The 18,078-nt window shown below is 68.5% G+C and carries 15 protein-coding genes; 3 read left to right on the top strand and 12 right to left on the bottom strand.

What is annotated here, in order from left to right; translation table 11 throughout:
- Positions 1 to 12 precede the first annotated feature (12 nt).
- Positions 13 to 429: a PPOX class F420-dependent oxidoreductase gene (locus J6U32_RS16215; RefSeq protein ID WP_208791232.1), complete on the top strand. Its 417-nt coding sequence runs from the start codon at positions 13 to 15 to the stop codon at positions 427 to 429.
- 16 nt (positions 430 to 445) lie between these two features.
- Here the strand turns inward: J6U32_RS16215 and J6U32_RS16210 are convergent, their stop codons facing one another.
- Positions 446 to 1,564, bottom strand: a complete 1,119-nt coding sequence (locus J6U32_RS16210) for a M24 family metallopeptidase (protein ID WP_208791231.1) — start codon at positions 1,562 to 1,564, stop codon at positions 446 to 448.
- A gap of 134 nt (positions 1,565 to 1,698) precedes the next feature.
- Between J6U32_RS16210 and J6U32_RS16205 the strand changes: the two genes are divergently transcribed.
- The gene (locus tag J6U32_RS16205; protein ID WP_208796166.1) at positions 1,699 to 2,664 is read left to right on the top strand and encodes a 5'-3' exonuclease; all 966 of its coding nucleotides are present in this window, start codon (positions 1,699 to 1,701) and stop codon (positions 2,662 to 2,664) included.
- 46 nt (positions 2,665 to 2,710) lie between these two features.
- On the opposite strand, the gene J6U32_RS16200 is transcribed toward J6U32_RS16205, so the two are convergent.
- From J6U32_RS16200 to dop, 11 genes are all read right to left on the bottom strand, one after another.
- Positions 2,711 to 3,718 (bottom strand): DUF4333 domain-containing protein, encoded by a 1,008-nt coding sequence (locus tag J6U32_RS16200; RefSeq protein ID WP_208791230.1) that lies wholly within the window; start codon positions 3,716 to 3,718, stop codon positions 2,711 to 2,713.
- Between the two features lie 235 nt (positions 3,719 to 3,953).
- Complete coding sequence (locus tag J6U32_RS16195) at positions 3,954 to 6,794, bottom strand: DEAD/DEAH box helicase (RefSeq protein ID WP_208791229.1); 2,841 nt, start codon at positions 6,792 to 6,794, stop codon at positions 3,954 to 3,956.
- Between the two features lie 91 nt (positions 6,795 to 6,885).
- Positions 6,886 to 7,881 (bottom strand): twin-arginine translocase subunit TatC, encoded by a 996-nt coding sequence (gene tatC / locus J6U32_RS16190; protein ID WP_208791228.1) that lies wholly within the window; start codon positions 7,879 to 7,881, stop codon positions 6,886 to 6,888.
- 11 nt (positions 7,882 to 7,892) lie between these two features.
- Positions 7,893 to 8,165: a Sec-independent protein translocase subunit TatA gene (gene tatA, locus J6U32_RS16185; protein ID WP_208791227.1), complete on the bottom strand. Its 273-nt coding sequence runs from the start codon at positions 8,163 to 8,165 to the stop codon at positions 7,893 to 7,895.
- Between the two features lie 90 nt (positions 8,166 to 8,255).
- On the bottom strand, positions 8,256 to 9,263 hold the full coding sequence (locus J6U32_RS16180) for a helix-turn-helix transcriptional regulator (RefSeq protein WP_208791226.1): 1,008 nt from the start codon (positions 9,261 to 9,263) through the stop codon (positions 8,256 to 8,258).
- Positions 9,263 to 10,264 carry a helix-turn-helix transcriptional regulator gene (locus tag J6U32_RS16175; RefSeq protein ID WP_208791225.1) on the bottom strand — a complete coding sequence of 334 codons (1,002 nt, stop codon included), beginning with the start codon at positions 10,262 to 10,264 and terminating at the stop codon, positions 9,263 to 9,265. The genes J6U32_RS16180 and J6U32_RS16175 overlap by 1 nt, the downstream gene beginning before the upstream one ends.
- A 16-nt stretch (positions 10,265 to 10,280) precedes the next feature.
- On the bottom strand, positions 10,281 to 11,639 hold the full coding sequence (gene pafA / locus J6U32_RS16170; protein WP_014360026.1) for a Pup--protein ligase: 1,359 nt from the start codon (positions 11,637 to 11,639) through the stop codon (positions 10,281 to 10,283).
- 84 nt (positions 11,640 to 11,723) lie between these two features.
- The gene (prcA, locus tag J6U32_RS16165) at positions 11,724 to 12,539 is read right to left on the bottom strand and encodes a proteasome subunit alpha (protein WP_208791224.1); all 816 of its coding nucleotides are present in this window, start codon (positions 12,537 to 12,539) and stop codon (positions 11,724 to 11,726) included.
- Positions 12,536 to 13,405, bottom strand: a complete 870-nt coding sequence (gene prcB, locus J6U32_RS16160) for a proteasome subunit beta (RefSeq protein ID WP_208791223.1) — start codon at positions 13,403 to 13,405, stop codon at positions 12,536 to 12,538. The genes prcA and prcB overlap by 4 nt, the downstream gene beginning before the upstream one ends.
- Positions 13,402 to 13,593 carry a ubiquitin-like protein Pup gene (locus J6U32_RS16155; RefSeq protein WP_006370159.1) on the bottom strand — a complete coding sequence of 64 codons (192 nt, stop codon included), beginning with the start codon at positions 13,591 to 13,593 and terminating at the stop codon, positions 13,402 to 13,404. The genes prcB and J6U32_RS16155 overlap by 4 nt, the downstream gene beginning before the upstream one ends.
- 258 nt (positions 13,594 to 13,851) lie before the next feature.
- Entirely contained in the window at positions 13,852 to 15,351 is a 1,500-nt protein-coding gene (dop, locus tag J6U32_RS16150) for a depupylase/deamidase Dop (RefSeq protein ID WP_094600523.1), read from the bottom strand.
- A gap of 158 nt (positions 15,352 to 15,509) precedes the next feature.
- Between dop and glgP the strand changes: the two genes are divergently transcribed.
- Positions 15,510 to 18,065 carry an alpha-glucan family phosphorylase gene (gene glgP, locus J6U32_RS16145; protein ID WP_208796165.1) on the top strand — a complete coding sequence of 852 codons (2,556 nt, stop codon included), beginning with the start codon at positions 15,510 to 15,512 and terminating at the stop codon, positions 18,063 to 18,065.
- Positions 18,066 to 18,078 lie beyond the last annotated feature (13 nt).

Below are 18,078 nucleotides of genomic sequence, written 5' to 3'. Positions count from 1 at the left end.
TACCGTGAACCCATGCCACGTACCCGCGCCGACCTCGGCTCCGACGCCCTGTCCTTTCTCGCCGAGCGCCACCTCGCGACCATCGCGACCCTGCGCGCCGACGGCACCCCGCACGTCGCGGCCGTCGGTTTCACCTACGACGAGGCGGCGGGTCTGGCGCGGGTGATCACCAGCGACGGCAACCAGAAGGTGCGCAACGTCGAACGCGGCGGATATGCGGCGCTCACCCACGTCGACGGGCCGCGCTGGCTGACACTGGAAGGGCCGGCCCGCATCCGTCGCGAGCCCGAGCAGGTCACCGACGCAGAACAGCGATACGCGCGGCGCTACCGCGAACCCCGGCCGAATCCGCGGCGGGTGGTCATCGAGGTCACCGTGGACCGGGTGATGGGGTCGCGCACGCTGCTCGGGGAACCACCACAGGGGTGAGAGCCCGGCCAGAGCTCTACAGCACCACGAGGTCGTGCGGCCGGACGTTGAGAGCGTCGTGGCCGTCCTCGGTGACCACCACGATGTCCTCGATCCGCGCACCCCAGTGGCCCGCGAAGTACACACCCGGTTCGACGCTGAAAGCCATTCCCGGGCGCAGGATGAGATCGTTTCCGCCCACGATGTAGGGCTCTTCGTGGACCGACAGGCCGATGCCGTGCCCGGTGCGGTGGATGAAGTTCTCGGCCAGCCCGCGCTCACTCAGCAGATCGCGGGCGGCGGCGTCGATCGACTCGGCGGTGACGCCCGGCCGCACCGACTCCACCGCACGCGCCTGCGCTTCCTGAAGGGCGGCGTAGGCGTCGGCGATCTCGACCGGCGGGGGTGCGAAGCAGTAGGTGCGGGTGGAATCGGAGTTGTATCCGGGCTCGACCGGACCGCCGATATCGATGACCACGATGTCGTCGGGCTCGATCACACGGTCGGAGAACTCGTGGTGCGGGTCGGCGCCGTGTGGTCCGGAGCCGACGATGACGAACTCCGCCCCGGTGTGGCCCTCGGCGACGATCGCCGCGGCGATGTCGTCGGCGACGTCCTTCTCGGTGCGTCCCGGCCGCAGCCACTCACCCATGCGCGCATGCACCCGATCGATCGCCGCACCGGCCCGGCGCAGTGCCTCGATCTCCGCGTCGTCCTTGATCATTCGGAGTTCGCGCAGCACGGCGGTGGCCAGGGCCGGGGTGGCGTCGACCCGCTGCGCGATCGGTACGAGATGCAAGGCGGGCATCGCGTCGGACACGGCGAGCCGTGGATGGTCGGGTAGGCCGGTCAAGGCCAGTCCGTGGGCGTCCTGACCGTCGACCCAGTCCACGATCTCGATACCGAGATCCGCGGCCGCCGATTCACGCACCGAGGCCAGTTCCAGACGCGCGACGACCAGGCGTGCGGTGCCGTCGGCGCCGATCACCAACGCCGTCAACCGCTCGAAGGTCTCCGCGCGTGAACCGATCAGATACCGCAGGTCCGGGCCGGGCGAGACGATCAGGGCGTCGAGTCCGGCGCCGGCGGTCAGTTCGGCCGCGCGGGCCACCCTCGTGCGGTACACATCGGAGTCGAATCGCGAAGCACTACCCATGCGGGCAGCCTACGCGGACGGCGGTGGTGGGTCGGATTCGACGCCACGGCGTCGGAGCCTCGCGCGTGATGTCGGCGCGGGATGACAGAGTTGTGGGCGTGACCGACACCGGACGATCCACCCACGGCACCCTGATGCTGCTCGACGGCGCCAGCCTGTGGTTCCGCTCCTTCTTCGCGCTGCCGGAGAAGATGACCGCACCCGACGGTCGGCCCGTGAACGCCGTCCGCGGCTTTCTCGACACCATCGCCACCCTGGTGACACGCGAGGGACCGACGCGACTGGTGGTCTGCCTCGATCTCGACTGGCGACCGTCGTTCCGTACCGACCTCATCCCCTCCTACAAGGCGCATCGGGTGGCCCAGCCGGCCGGCGACACCCACGGGGGTGGCTCCACAACCGTTGACATCGAGGAAGTTCCGGACACCCTCACCCCGCAGGTCGACATGATCCTCGAGGTGCTCGCCGCGGCCGGTGTGGCCACCTCGGGTGCCGCCGGCTGCGAGGCCGACGACGTGATCGGCACGTTGGCGTTCGCCGAGTCCCTCGATGATGTGATCGTGGTGAGCGGCGACCGGGATCTGCTGCAGGTCGTCGCCGACGACCCGGTCCGCGTGCGGGTTCTCTATGTCGGTCGCGGGCTGGCGAAGGCGGAGATGATGGGTCCGGTGGAGGTCGGCGAGAAGTACGGCGTGCCCACCGAGCGTGCCGGTGCGGGGTACGCGGAGATGTCGATCCTGCGCGGTGACCCGTCCGACGGTCTGCCCGGGGTGAGCGGGATCGGCGAGAAGACCGCCGCCAAGCTCATCACCGAATACGGCGGACTCGACGAACTCGAAACCGCGGCCGCCGATCCGTCGTCGTCGCTGACGCCGCGAAACCGCAAGGCGCTCATCGCTTCCGCCGATTATCTGAGCGCCGCGCGCACGGTGGTCTTCGTCCGTACGGACGCCGAGACCGTGGAGAGCACCGACGACCGCTTACCCGCGGCACCGGCGGATCCGGGGCGTCTGGTCGAGCTCGCGGCCGAACTGGGGATCGGGACGTCGGTCGGCCGCCTGTCCAAGGCTCTGGGGTGGGATCTCGACGTACCGCGCTGATCGCGTCCGGTGACCGGCCGCGTGTCGTGGTGTGGCCCCGGTCGGCTCAGCTGGTCGGTCGCGCCACCTGGTACTTGCCGTCGTCGTCGAGGAAGGTGACCTTGACGTTCTGCTTCTGGCCGCCGACGGTCGCCGTGCACGTGAAGGAGTTGCCCTTCTTGACCTTCTGGCCGGACGGGCAGCTCACATCCGAGACGTCGCTGGCCTGGTACTGCTCGGTGAGAACCTGTTTGACACCGTTCTGCGCGGCCGTCTGATCCAGTTCACGCGGCCACCACCACAGCCATCCGGTGACGACGATCGCGATCGCCGCGACGATCAGGACTGCGCCCACGGCGATCAGTCCCCTCCAGAGACCCTTCTTCTGCGTGGGCGCGGCCATGCCGGCGAACTGGTCGCCGGGTGCTCCGTACGCACCGTAGGGGCCGGGCTGTCCGGGCTGTCCCGGTTGCGGCTGGTTGAACTGGCCGAAACCGGCGGTACCCGGCTGACTCTGGGCACCGTAGGGCGTGGTCCCGGGCTGCTGACCATACGGAGCCCCCGGCTGCTGGGCCGGGCCGCCGTACGGCGTTTGGGCTGCAGCGCCGTACGGCGCTTGGGCTTCAGCGCCGTACGGCGCGCTCGCCTGGCCGGGCTGCTGACCGTACGGCTGGGGCTGGCCGAACTGCTGGGGCGGGCCGTAAGGCTGGCCCTGAGTGAATTGCGGGGTCTGACCGAACTGCTGGGGCTGGCTGGTGGGCGCCATCTGGGTCGGACTGTACTGCTGACCGCTCGCCGCGCCGAATCCCGATGGCGCCGAAGGGGTTCCGTAACCCGGTGCAGGGTATCCGGGTTGCTGGGGAGGGCCGGGCTGGGCGGGATAACCGGCCGGGGTGGCGGTGGTCGGCGGCGCCTGCGGTGGCTGCTGCACGTGCCCGGGAATCTGCACGACCTCGGTCTTGCCGTCGGTTCCGGCTTCCGTCGGGTTCGCGGGTGCGGCAGGGCCGCCCGGAGCCGCGTCGCCCGCAGCCGGGGTGCCGGGAACCTTGTTGCTGGGGTCTTCCGGATTGCTCATCTGTGGTCTCCCGCCTTCGCTGCGCCGCCTGGCGTGCGCGTGTCGCCGATTCGCCCGACTCCATGGTCGGTGAACGTCCCCCCCGAGGTGTGTTCGGCCTGTCTCCGCCGACGTCAGCGCGGGAGGTCGCCCACCGGCCCGATCAGCAAGAAACGTTACCCCAGCGACCGCCGTCGATCACTCAATGCGCCCGACGGCGACCACTGGTGTCGATCGGACGACCGAATATCGACGGTCAGCTCAGTTCGGCGGCGACCACACCCCGGCGAATGGCCCCCACCGCCACGCGCGCGGGGCGCGCCAACGGCGAATCCTCACCCACGCACAATCGGATCTGTTCGAGCAGGTCGACGACCTGTCGATTCCAGCGGACGAAGTCTCCGGGCGAGAGCAGATGTCCGCGCTCACCGGCCGCGGCGAGCGCCTCGGTCAACGACCGTCCCGACACCCACATCGAGACCGCGATGGAGAAGCCGGTGTCGGGTTCCCGAGTCGGCGAGACGTGGTGGCGTGTCTCGACGGCGGTCACCGACCGCCAGATCGCGACGGTCTCGGAGACCGCCGTGCGCAGTGCCGGATTGCCGCTCATCGCGTCGGCACCGGAATAGCTCTCGCGACGCGACTCGAAGACCATCGCGGCGACGACGGCAGCCAGATCCGGCGGTGAGAGCTTGTCCCAGATCCCCGCCCGGATGCACTCGGTCACCACCAGATCGCTCTCGCTGTAGATCCGGCCGAGCACCTCGCCCGTCGGGGTGACACGCACGGTCTCGTCGACGTACTCCAGATAACCGAGTTCGCTGAGCACCCCGACGATGTGATCGAAGGTGACACCGAGCGTCGAGGTGCGCGCACCGATCCGCGCCTGCGCGTCGACGATGTCGCGCAACAGCCGGTTGCGTCGTTCGGCCAGTCGGAACAGATCGTCGGAGGCGTCGATGCCGTGGGCGGGATGAGTCTTCAGCACGTGTCGGAGCCGCTTCAACTCGGCGTCATCGGCGGCCTCGGCGCGCTTCTTGCTCCCCCGGCCCCGTGGCATCTCGATGCCCGTGGCGCGCAGCGCCGACGCGAGGTCGCGACGACCCCGACCGGAACGACGATCAGCATTGCGCGGCAGGCGCATTCCGCCGAGGACCTCCGGAGGATTGACGAAATCGGCCACCCCGACCCGACCGCACCAGGCGTCCTCGGTGAGTACGAGGGGTTTCGGGTCGACCGGTGCCCCGGCCGTCTCCAGCACGACCGCGATCCCGCGATGGCGCCCCGTCGGCACACCGATGACCGCACCACGTTTGAGCGAGGCGAGTTCGTCGGCGATCGCGTCACGGCCCTCGACGCGACGCCGGAACCGCAGATCCCGCTCTCGCCGCCGGATGTCCTCACGCAGGGTGATGTACCCGAGGAATCCGGCGTAGGGTTCGTCCGTGCCGTGCACGGCGTCTGACGCGTCCGGCACGCCGCCGGAGTCTCCGTCGATACCGATCGGTCCCGGATCGATCCCCCGCCGCCGTGCGGCACCGGCGAGTTCGACGTCGAGACGCCGCAACTGACGGCTCATCTCGTCGACCTTGCGCGCCTGACCGACCACCGAACGGTCCGCCTGGAACTGCGCGAAGGAGCGGTTGAGCAGATCGCGCGACCCGGCGAGGCCGAGTCGGCCGATCAGGTTCACCGCCATGTTGTATTCCGGCGCAAAGGAACTCCGCAGCGGGAAGGTGCGGGCACCGGCCAGCCCGGCTACCTGCTCCGGGATCAGTTCCGGCGACCACACGATCACCGCGTGTCCCTCGACGTCGATGCCGCGCCGGCCCGCGCGGCCGGTCAGCTGGGTGAACTCGCCGGGGCTCAGGTCCACGTGAGCCTCGCCGTTGAACTTGACGAGCCGTTCGAGGACCACCGACCGGGCGGGCATGTTGATGCCCAGCGCCAGGGTCTCGGTGGCGAACACCATGCGGACCAGGCCGCGGACGAAGAGCTCCTCGACCGTGTGCCGGAAGGTCGGCAACAACCCGGCGTGGTGGGCGGCGAACCCGCGTCGCAGACCCGCCCGCCACTCGTCGACACCCAGGACGTCGGCGTCGGCGGGTGAGAGTTCGGTCAGATGCCGATCCACCACCTCGTCCACCGCCGCCACCTGATCGGGGGTCAGCAGGTTCAGACCCGACCGCAGGCACTGCGCGAGCGCGCCGTCACAGCCGGCGCGGGAGAAGATGAATCCGATCGCCGGGAGCAGACCCTCCTTCTCCAATCGTGCGACGACCTGCGGCCGGGGCGGGCCCGGCTTACGTCGGGGACGGCCACGCCCGCGTCGCCCGCGCTGATCGTCGTCGTCCTCGAGGAGCATCCGGTGGCGGATGAAACGCTTCAGCTCGGGATTGACCTTCGACCGATGATCACCTGCCGCACTGTGGGAGTCGAATAGGTCGAACAGTCTGCTGCCGACCAGCATGTGTTGGGTCAGCGGCACCGGCCGGTGATCGTCGACGATGACCGTGGTGTCGCCACGAACTGTCTGGATCCACTCGCCGAACTCCTCGGCGTTGCTCACCGTCGCCGACAGGCTGACCACCCGAACCGAGGGTTCGAGATGCAGGATGACCTCTTCCCACACCGCGCCGCGGAAGCGGTCGGCGAGGAAGTGCACCTCGTCCATCACCACATGCGACAAGCCGTTCAGCGCGGGGGAGTTCGCGTAGATCATGTTGCGCACGACCTCGGTGGTCATCACCACCACCGGCGCGTCGGAGTTGATCGAGGTGTCACCGGTGAGCAGACCGACCGACGCGGCACCGTGCACCGCGACCAGATCGGCGTACTTCTGGTTGCTCAGTGCCTTGATCGGCGTGGTGTAGAAGCATTTGCTGCCCGAGGCGAGCGCCAGGTGAACGGCGAACTCACCGACGATGGTCTTACCCGCGCCGGTGGGGGCGCAGACGAGCACGCCGTGGCCGCTTTCCAGGGCGAGACAGGCACGGATCTGGAAATCGTCGAGGCGGAAGTCCAGGCGGGCGACGAAGGTGTCGAACGCCGATCCCGCGGACGCGGAGGGGGCGTCGAGCCGGTCGAAGGAAGTCATCGACTCCAGCATGTCACCTTCGAGGCCATCGGTGCTCTCCGTGCAGCTCCGTCGTGACCCGGTGACACATGGCCGGTGAGAGGTCGGTGGGTCAGAGGATGTCGTCGAAGGTGGATGCGTCGCGCACCCGGGCACGCGGCGTGCCCTGCTCTGCGGGGCGACTGCCGGTGCTCACCCCGACGGCCGGCTCCAGCCGGGAGGCCACCGGTGGTGCGGACGGGACGGGGATGGGGCCGGCCTGGTCGTCGGCCAAGGCGTCCCACTCCTGGGTGCGGCGGGTCTTTCGGCGGTCGTTGACGCGGGCGATCTGGATGGCGACCTCGAGCAGCACCGTCAGCGCCAGGGACAATGACAGCATCGTGAACGGGTCCTGGCCGGGCGTGACGATCGCCGCGAAGACGAACATGGTGAAGATGAGCCCGCGGCGCCACGCCTTGAGCTTCTGATAGCTGACGACCCCGACGAGGTTGAGCGCGACGATGAGCAGCGGTAGCTCGAAGCTCACGCCGAAGATGATCAGCAGGTGGATCATGAATCCGAAGTACTGGTCACCGGCCAGAGCGGTGACCTGTACGTCGTTACCCACGGTCAGCAGGAAGTGAAAAGCCTTGGCCACCACCAGGTACGCCATCACGGCGCCACCGACGAACAGCACCGCGGCCGCGGAGACGAAACTCATCGCGTACTTGCGTTCGTTGGCGTGCAGGCCCGGGGTCACGAACTGCCAGACCTGATACAGCCAGACGGGGCACGCCAGCACCATGCCGGCGGTCAGCGCGACCTTCAGCCGCAACATGAACTGGTCGAAGGGGCCGGTCGCGAGGAGCCGACAGCTACCGTCGGCGGTCAGTGTCGCCCGGGTCGACGGTGGTAGCGAACAGTAGGGTTCGCGCAGCAGATCGCCCAGGGACGAGACGCCGGGGATGCCGTGTGAGTACCAGATGAAGCCGACGATCGTGGTGACGACGATGGCCGCCATCGCCACGAGGAGTCGGTACCGAAGCTCCTGCAGATGCTCGACCAACGGCATGGTGCCGTCGGGATTGAGCTTGCGTTGTCGCTTACGCGGGTCGAGTGGGATCCGCACGCCGTACGCGCCTAGGCGGACTTCTTCGTATTGTCGGCCGGCGCGTTCGGAGCTGCCGCGTTGTGCGCCGGCGTCTCCGGGGAGGTCGGCAGTTCACGCGGCGGGGCGGGCTCGGCGGCGGTCGGTCGGGTCTCCCCGTCCTTCTGCATCTCCTGGACCTCGCTCTTGAAGATCCGCAGTGACTGGCCCAGTCCGCGTGCGGCGTCGGGCAGCTTCTTCGATCCGAACAGCAGCACCAGAACCACCAGCACGATGACCCAGTGCCACCATGACATTGCACCCATTGAACTACCTTTCCCCGTCATTTCTCGGCCCGAGGGCCATCGTACCCCGCACCCCGGAACACCCGTCACCGCAAGTGTGAGGACTCATCATCACGCCCCCGCGGGGCCGGTGGTGTAGCGAGCCCGGGCACGTGCGGCCTCGGCGCTGATCGCCGTTGCGATGTCGGCGTCGTCGACGACGCGCACTCGCCCGCCGAACCCGAGGAGGAAGCGGGTCAACCAGTCCGCCGAGCCATAGACCAGGCGAGCCCGGACCGGCGCGGACGGATCGGGCCGATCCTCGATCGGTTCGAGTGGCTCGACGGTGTAGTAGTCGAGAATCCACAACTCCGAGGAATCGACCTCGATGTCCACCGACGGAAGGTCGGGGTTCTCGGTGAGAATCGGCGACTGCACGGTATGGCGCGCCTGATCGGGCGGCGCGGCCGGCTCGTCGAGCATCACCGCCTCGTCGATCCGGTCGAAGCGGAACAGCCGGACGCCCTCGCTCTCGCGGCACCACGCCTGCAGATAGGTGTGACCGTCGACGGCCTGCAGCGAGATCGGGTCGACGATCCGCCGGGTCACCACGTCGCGGCTCGCCGAGTAGTAGTTCAACGCCAGGGCACGGCTCGACCGCACCGCCTCCCGGACGATGCGATAACGGGGTGACTCGGTGAGGTCGTCGCCCGAGGCCGAGGTGAGAGGCGCGAGTCCGGAACCGCCCGCGGCACCGGGTGCCGGGGCGCCGACCGCCTGCTCGATCTTGGCGATGGCCCGCCCGGCCGCTTCGCGGTCGAGGACCCCCGGGGTGTCGACGAGCGCGCGCAATGCCACCAGCAGGATGCTGGCCTCGGTCGGGGTGAGCCGCAGCGGCCGGTCCATGCCCGCGGTGAACCCGACGTGCACGTGTCCCTCGCTGAACTCGACCTCGATGAGATCGTCCGGGTAGTAGCCCGGCAGGCCGCACACGAACAGTTGCTCAAGGTCCTTGGTCAGCTGGCGCTCGGTCACCCCGAGATCGGCTGCCGCCTGATCGATCGAGATGCCTTCGTGGGCAAGGAAATACGGGACGAGCGCGAGCAGGCGGCTCAATCGGGACGGTGCAGCCTGGGCCATCAGGCACCCACCTGCATCAGGGTGTCGAGACCATCGATGACGATCTGCCTCAGCTCCGGTGGTGAGAGCACCACCGCGTCGGCGCCCGCGCCGAGCACCATCCGCGCGAGACCGGTCAGCGAGCCGATCTCGATGTCGAGGACATCGCCGGGTTCGCCGTCGTACTCCTGCGCGGTCCGGCCGGCCGCATGACGCCGCAAGCCCGCGGCGCGCCCGTCCGCCACCCACACCCGTGCAGTGCGGCCGTCGGATCCGGCTGCGGATTCCACCGCCGAGGCGACGATCGCCTGGAGATCGGTGCCATCGGGGACGGTCACCGAGCCCGGCTCGTCGACCGCCGTCACATCGGTGAGCCGGCTCAGCCGGAAGGTGCGGGTGTCGGCGCGGTCGCGATCATGGCCGACGACATACCAGCGGCCGCGATGGGTGACCACCCCCCACGGTTCGAGAGTTCGTGGCATTCCCGCCGATCCCGATCCGGCCCGATAGGTGAAGGTCACCGCGCGTTGCGCCTCGATGGCCGGCAGCAACGCTCCGAGGGTCGCCTCGCTGCCCATCGACCGCGCCGAATCACCTGCGGAGACCCCGATCTCGTCGTCGGCGCGGACGTCGAATCCGGCCGCGCGCAACTTCAGGACCGCGGTCTGCGAGATGGCCGAGATCTCCGGGGTGTCCCACAGGGTGGCCGCCATCGCGATCGCGGCGGCCTCGTCCCGGTCGAACGAGATGTCGGGCAGCTCGTAGCTGTCGCGATTGATGCGATAACCGTCGAGCCCCTGCCCCATCGCCGACGGCCCGGTCACCAGCGGGATGCCGAGCTCGCGCAGCTCGGTCTTGTCGCGCTCGAACATCCGGTTGAACGCCTCTGCCGACTGACCGTCGTCGTGGTAGCCGACCACGTTGCGGCGAATGTACTCGGCGGTGACGAACTGCTTGGTCGCCAGCAGGCAGATCACCAGATTGAGGAGTCGCTCGACCTTCGAGACCTTGGATGATGCCACCCGTCGAGCCTACGACTCACATGGACGCGATCAGGCGATCGACGCGCTCGTCGACCGACCGGAACGGGTCCTTGCACAGCACCGTTCGTTGCGCCTGATCATTCAGCTTGAGGTGAACCCAGTCGACGGTGAAATCACGTCCGGCCTTCTGTGCTGCGGAGATGAAGTCACCGCGCAGCTTGGCCCGCGTGGTCTGCGGCGGTTCGTTCACCGCGGTCTTGATCGCCTCGTCGGTGGTGATCCGTCGCACCAGGCCCTTACGGGACAGGACGTCGAAAACGCCGCGACCGCGTTTGATGTCGTGGAACGCCAGATCGAGTTGCGCGATCTTCGGGTCGGACAGATCCATGGAGTACCGGTCCTGATAGCGCTCGAACAGCTTGCGCTTGATCACCCAGTCGATCTCGGTGTCCACCCCGGAGAAGTCGCCGCTCTCCACCGCGTCGAGCATCCGGCCCCACAGATCGACCACCATGTCCATCTCCGGATCGGGGCGTCGGTTCACCAGGTGCTCGACCGCACGCGCGTGGTACTCGCGCTGGATGTCCAGGGCGCTGGCCTGGCGACCACCGGCGAGCCGGACCGGGCGACGCCCCGTGGGGTCGTGGCTGACCTCCCGGATGGCGCGAATCGGGTTGTCCAGGGCGAAATCCCGGAAGACCACGCCGGCCTCGATCATCTCCAGCACCAACGCCGCCGAGCCGACCTTGAGCAGCGTCGTCATCTCCGCCATGTTGGAGTCGCCGACGATGACGTGCAGACGCCGGTACTTCTCGGCGTCGGCGTGCGGCTCGTCGCGGGTGTTGATGATCGGACGGGAACGCGTGGTCGCCGACGACACACCCTCCCAGATGTGTTCGGCACGCTGCGACAGACAGAAGGTCGCCGCCTTCGGCGTGGCCAGGACCTTCCCTGCGCCGCAGATCAGCTGCCGGGTCACCAGGAACGGCAACAGCACGTCGGAGATGCGGGAGAACTCGCCCGCGCGCACCACCAGGTAGTTCTCGTGGCATCCGTAGGAGTTGCCGGCCGAGTCGGTGTTGTTCTTGAACAGGTAGATGTCACCACCGATGCCCTCGTCGGCCAGGCGCTGCTCGGCGTCGATCAGCAGGTCCTCGAGGACGAGCTCACCCGCGCGGTCGTGATTGATCAGCTGGACCAGACCATCGCATTCGGCGGTCGCGTACTCCGGATGCGACCCGACGTCGAGGTAGAGCCGCGCGCCGTTCTGCAGGAACACATTCGACGACCGGCCCCAGGAGACGACCCGACGGAACAGATAGCGGGCCACCTCGTCGGGACTGAGTCGGCGATGACCGTGAAAGGTGCACGTGACACCGAATTCCGTCTCGATGCCCATGATTCGACGCTGCACGTGATCAACCCTACCCGCGCGCCGCCACGGCGACCTGCCGGACGCGCGAGCCGACCACGCCGTCCGCGGGCGGGACGAACGTGCTCACTGTGCCGCGGGATCGGCGGAACCCGCGGCGGACTCACCCGGCTCGTCCGGGGCGTCGGCACCGGCGACGGTGCCCTCGGCGTCACCGCCCTGATCGACGCTCGAGAGCAACTCCGCCACGCGCGCGGCGGTGAGCCGCTTGAACGCCCGTCGGGGCCGATTGCGGTCGAGGACCGCGACCTCGAGATCACCCGGGGTGAGTTCCCGTGGCGTGGCCGCGGCACCGTTGCCGCTGTCGGTGGGAGTGGCCAGTGCGGCGGCCGCCACCGAGAGCGCATGCGCGAGATCGAGATCCGGGGTGTAGCTGTCCTTGAGGGCGGCCGCGATGGATTCGGTGGCACCACCCATCACCAGAAACCGCGTCTCGTCGGAGATCGAGCCGTCGTAACCGATGCGGTAGAGCTGGGAGGGCTTCGGCTTGCCCGGACGGGCCACCTCGGCGACGCACAGCTCGACCTCGTAGGGCTTGGCCTGCTCGGTGAACACCGATCCGAGTGCGTTGGCATAGGTATTGGCCAGACTCAGCGCCGACACGTCGTTGCGGTCATAGCTGTACCCGCGCATGTCCGCGAGCTGGATTCCGGCCTTGCGCAGACTCTCGAACTCGTTGTACTTGCCCACCGCGGCAAACCCGATGCGATCGTAGATCTCGCTGGTCTTGCGCAGCGTGTTCGACGGGTTCTCCGCGACGAACAGCACACCGTCGGCGTAGGTCAGGATGACCACGCTGCGACCGCGGGCAATACCCTTGCGCGCCAACTCCGAGCGGTCGCGCATGATCTGCTCGGCACTGGCGTAATACGGAAAGGTCACCGCGGATCTCCTTCGTGCTCGGCGGCGCGGCGATCGATGATCGCGCGTGCGGCCGCCTCGATCGCCTCCGAGTCGACCTCGTGGGCACCCTGCGCACCCACCACGACCGCCAACGGGAAGATCTTGCGGACCAGGTCGGGACCACCGGTGGCGGTGTCGTCGTCGGCGGCGTCGTAGAGGGCCTCCACGGCCACCGCCAGCGCGCCGTCGGCGTCGAGATCGCGACGGTAGAGCTTCTTCATCGACGACTTGGCGAACACCGAACCGGAGCCGATCGCGGTGTACCCGCCGAACTCCTCGTGACGGTCACCGGCGACGTCGAAGGAGAAGATCCGACCGCGCTCGGTGGGGTCGTCGTGATCGATGTCGTAACCGACCAGCAGCGGGATCGCCGCCAGACCCTGAAGCGCCGCACCGAGATTGCCACGCACCATCGAGGCCAGCCGGCTCACCTTGCCGTCCAGCGTGAGCGGCACACCCTCGATCTTCTCGTAATGCTCGAGCTCGACGGTGAACAAGCGGACCATCTCGATCGCGATACCCGCGGTACCGGCGATACCGGCTGCCGAGTACTCGTCGGTGATGTAGACCTTCTGCACATCCCGCGTGGCGATGAGGTTGCCCATCGTCGCGCGCCGGTCACCGGCGAGCACCACCCCGCCGGGATAGCTCACCGCCACGATGGTGGTGCCGTGCGGGATCTCGGAGGTGTCGGTCGCGGCGCTCATGTGCTGTGCGCGAGCGCCCGGTAACTGCTCCGGAGCGTGCACCCGGAGGTAATCACTGAACGAGGAGATGTCCGCGCCAAGGGAAAGTGCCGGTCGCCGAACGGGATTGGGGAACAGTGAATCGAACCCGTCGCTCACTGGCCGCCCTTCTGCACATAGGCACGCACGAAGTCCTCGGCGTTCTCCTCGAGCACGTCGTCGATCTCGTCGAGCAGATCGTCGGTGTCCTCGGTCAGCTTCTCGCGTCGTTCCTGACCCGCACCACCGTCCGAGCCGAGGTCGTCGTCGTCTCCGCCGCCGCCGCGCTTGGTCTGTTCCTGCGCCATCTGCACTCCTTAGTGTTGGCGAAGCCTCCGGCTTCGCGTGTGTTCACGCCCGAGAGCACCACTCTTCGTCGTCGGAGACGTCGCTCGCTGCGCTCACTGGTCTCCTCCTCCTGCATCGCGGTGCGGCGCGAACACGCCGTGCCACCATCACCCGAGTCGTATACGGGTTGTCGTCGTACCCGCTCGCTGGTGTATGACCACACTACCGGCGCAGACCTGTTCTGGGCGGTCGTAACACGACGACGTCTGCGAGGTCGATCAGGTCGTCAGCTGCTCGACGAGGTCGGCTGCGGAGTCCACGGAGTCGAGCAGCTTGCCGACGTGGGCTCGGCTGCCGCGCAACGGCTCCAGCGTCGGTATGCGCACCAGCGAGTCGCCGCCGAGATCGAAGATCACCGAATCCCAGCTCGCCGCGGCGACGTCGGCGCCGAAGCGTCGCAGGCACTCACCGCGGAAGTAGGCGCGGGTGTTGGTCGGTGGTTCGGTGATCGCCCGCGTCACCTGCGCCTCGTCGACCAGACGTTTCATCGATCCGCGCGCCACGAGCCGGTTGTAGAGACCCTTCTCCAGGCGTACATCGGAGTACTGCAGATCGATCAGCTGCAGGCGGGGCGCCGACCAGCCGAGGCCCTCGCGCTGCCGGAAGCCCTCCAGAATCCGCAGCTTCGCCGGCCAGTCGAGGATGTCGGCACACTCGAGCGGATCCCGTTCGAGACGGTCGAGGACGTCGGCCCACGTGGCCAGGACGTGCATGGCGCGCTCGTCGTCGGAGTGCTCCCGCTCGTGGAACCGGACGCAGCGGTCGAGATACTCACGCTGCAGCGCCAGGCCGGTGAGTTCGCGCCCGTCGGTCAGCGCGACGGTCGCGGCCAGGCTCGGATCGTGACTGATCGTGTGCACCGCCTGCACGGGGCGTGCGAGTTCGAGGTCGGAGAAATCGACTCCGGCCTCGATGAGATCGAGCACCAGCGAGGTGGTGCCGACCTTGAGGTAGGTGGCGGTCTCGGCGAGATTCGCGTCGCCGATGATCACGTGCAGACGCCGATAGCGTTCCGGGTCGGCGTGCGGCTCATCGCGGGTGTTGATGATCCCGCGCTTGAGGGTCGTCTCCAGCCCCACCTCGACCTCGATGTAGTCGGAGCGCTGGGAGAGTTGGTATCCCGCCTCGTCGCCCGACTGCCCGATGCCGACGCGGCCGGAGCCGGTGATCACCTGACGCGAGGCGAAGAACGTCGTGAGACCGCCGATGACCGCGGTGAACGGGGTCTCCCGGTTCATCAGATAGTTCTCATGGGTGCCATACGAGGCACCCTTGCCGTCGATGTTGTTCTTGTAGAGCTGCAGACGCGGGGCGCCCGGCACACTCGCGACATGGCGTGCGGCGGCCTCCATGACCCGCTCCCCCGCCTTGTCCCAGATCACCGCATCCATCGGGTCGGTGACCTCGGGCGCGGAGTACTCGGGATGGGCGTGATCGACGTAGAGCCGCGCGCCGTTGGTGAGGATCATGTTCGCGGCGCCGATCTCGTCGGCGTCGATGATCGGTGCCGGACCCGAGCCGCGGCCGAGATCGAACCCGCGCGCGTCGCGTAGCGGCGACTCCACCTCGTAATCCCACCGCGTGCGCTTGGCGCGGGGCACCCCGGCCGCCGCCGCGTAGGCCAACACCGCCTGGGTGGAGGTCATGATCGGATTCGCGGTCGGGTCCCCCGGAGCCGAGATGCCGTACTCGACCTCGGTACCGATGATTCGCTGCATATACCGAGCCTAGAGGTCGCTCGCCGACACCACCGATCCCACCCACCGGGGCGCCGACGGGTGAGAGGCCCGGGCGCCGTGGTCGGGATGGGTACGCGTCGATGAACACCACCCCGCTTGCGGTGCGCACGGTCGCCGTCGTCGGTAGCGTCTACGCCGTGAAAGCCTTCCGCCGGTTCACCGTCCGCGTGCCGCTCCCGGCCCCCCTCGCCGACCTCGATGTCCTGGCCCGCAATCTGCGCTGGGTGTGGCACAGCGACACCCAGGATCTGTTCGCCACGGTCGACCCTGATCTGTGGCACTCCTTCGCCGATCCGCTACGCCTGCTCGCCGAGGTCGATCCGGCGCGACTGGCCGAACTCGCCGACGACGACGGCTTCCGCGGCCGGCTCGAAGCGCTGCGCGCGGAGCTCGACACCTATCGGGCCGAGCCACAGTGGTTCGGTCGGCAGGAACGCGACGGTGTGCCGATGCCCCCGGGTATCGCCTATTTCTCGATGGAATTCGGGATCTCCGAGGTGCTACCGATCTACTCCGGCGGTCTGGGCATCCTGGCCGGCGACCATCTCAAGGCGGCCTCGGATCTGGGCCTGCCGCTCATCGGGGTCGGCCTGTTCTACCGCTCGGGCTACTTCCGGCAGAGCCTCTCGCACGACGGCTGGCAGATCGAGCGATACCCCGTCAACGATCCGGGGCTGCTGCCCCTGGACCTGCTGACCGACGGCGAGCATGCGGTCGACATCACCGTGTCGATGCCCGGCAGACGCACCCTGCACGCCCAGGTCTGGGTCGCCACCGTGGGCCGGATCCCGTTGCTGCTGCTCGACACCGACATCCCGGCCAACGACGACGAGCTGCGATCGGTGACCGACCGGCTCTACGGCGGCGACCAGGACCATCGGATCAAGCAGGAGATCCTCCTCGGTATCGGCGGGGTGCGCGCACTGCGTGCCTTCATCGCGGCCACCGGCCGCCCCGATCCCACGGTGTTCCACATGAACGAGGGACATGCGGGCTTCCTCGGCGCCGAACGCGTCCGCGAACTCGTCGAGTCGGGGCTCGATGTCGGCTCCGCGGAGTCGGTGGTACGCGCGTCCAACATCTTCACCACCCACACCCCGGTCCCCGCGGGCATCGACCGCTTCGGCAAGGATCTGGTCTCGTTCTATCTCGACGCCGATCCCGGTGGCGGGTCCCGGTTGCTGCCCGGGCTGTCCGCGGCGACGGTCCTCGAACTCGGCAACGAGGGCGATCCCGGAATATTCAACATGGCGCACATGGGTTTTCGGCTCGGCCAGCGGTCGAACGGGGTGTCGCAGCTGCACGGCGAGGTCAGCCGGGAGATGTTCGCCGGGCTCTGGCCGGGCTTCGACGCCGACGAGGTGCCGATCGGGGCGATCACCAATGGCGTACACGGGTTCACCTGGGTCGCGCGCCCCTGGCGCGAACTCGTCGGCGTCGACGAGGACTCGGCGGCATCCCGGTACGCCGACTTGTCGTCGGCCGATCTGTGGAAAACCCGGCAGACGCTACGCGGCGGACTGGTCGACGAGGTGCGCCGACGCGCACATGCCAGCGGCCGTGATCGCGGTTTCAGCGAGGTCGAATTGTCCTGGACCGCAGATCTCTTCGACCCCGAGGTGTTGACCATCGGCTTCGCGCGGCGCGCCGCGACGTACAAGCGGCTGACGCTCATGCTGCGCGACCCCGAACGTCTCAAGCGCATCCTCACCGACCCGCAGCGTCCGGTGCAGCTGGTCATCGCGGGCAAGGCGCACCCGGCCGACGACGGCGGCAAGGCGCTCATCCAGCAGGTGGTCCGCTTCACCGAGGACCCGGCGATTCGCGATCGCATCGTGTTCCTGCCCGACTACGACATCTCGATGGCACGGCACATCTACGCCGGCTGCGACGTCTGGCTCAACAACCCGGTGCGGCCGATGGAGGCCTGCGGTACCTCGGGAATGAAGTCGGCGCTCAACGGCGGCCTGAATCTGTCCATCCTCGACGGATGGTGGGACGAGATGGCCGACGGCGAGAACGGCTGGGCCATCCCGTCGGCCGAGGGCGTCACCGATGAGAACCGGCGCGACGACCTCGAGGCCGAGGCCCTGTACTCGCTGCTCGAGAACTCGGTCATCCCGCTGTTCTATGCGCGTGAGACCAGCGGACTGCCCGAGCGCTGGGTCGAGATGGTCCGGCACACGCTGTCGGTCCTCGGTCCGAAGGTGCTCGCCTCCCGGATGGTCCGCGACTACACCACCGAGCTGTATGCGCAAGCGGCGCAGTCGTTCACGGCCGCGGTCGCCGACGACTACGCGGCTGCCCGGGACCTCGCCGCCTACCGCAGGCGGGTCGAGGCGGCGTGGCCGTCGGTGATGATCGCGGGGCTCGACGAGTCCGGCGACCCAGGTGCCCGGCAACTGCAGCTGACCGCCCAGGTCGGTCTCGGGGGGATGGCCGCCGACGAGGTGACGGTCGAAGCGGTTCTCGGGCGGGTCGACGACGCCGGCGACATCGTCGAACCGACCGTGTCGCCGATGAGTCCCGCCGGTGGTCCCGACGCCTCGGGGCGGGTGGCCTTCACCACGACGGTCACCCCGCACCGTTCCGGTGTACTCGGCTACACCGCGCGCGTGCTGCCGCGCCAGCGGCTGCTCGCCGACGACGCCGAGCTCGGACTGGTGCGCTACCCGGCGCCGGCCGGCGGCTGAGCGACGGGCTCGG

Origin of the sequence: Gordonia polyisoprenivorans, from assembly GCF_017654315.1 — a bacterium.
GTDB lineage: Bacteria > Actinomycetota > Actinomycetes > Mycobacteriales > Mycobacteriaceae > Gordonia > Gordonia polyisoprenivorans_A.
Note: the sequence above shows the minus strand (reverse complement) of the source record. Positions and strands in the feature narration are given on the sequence as shown.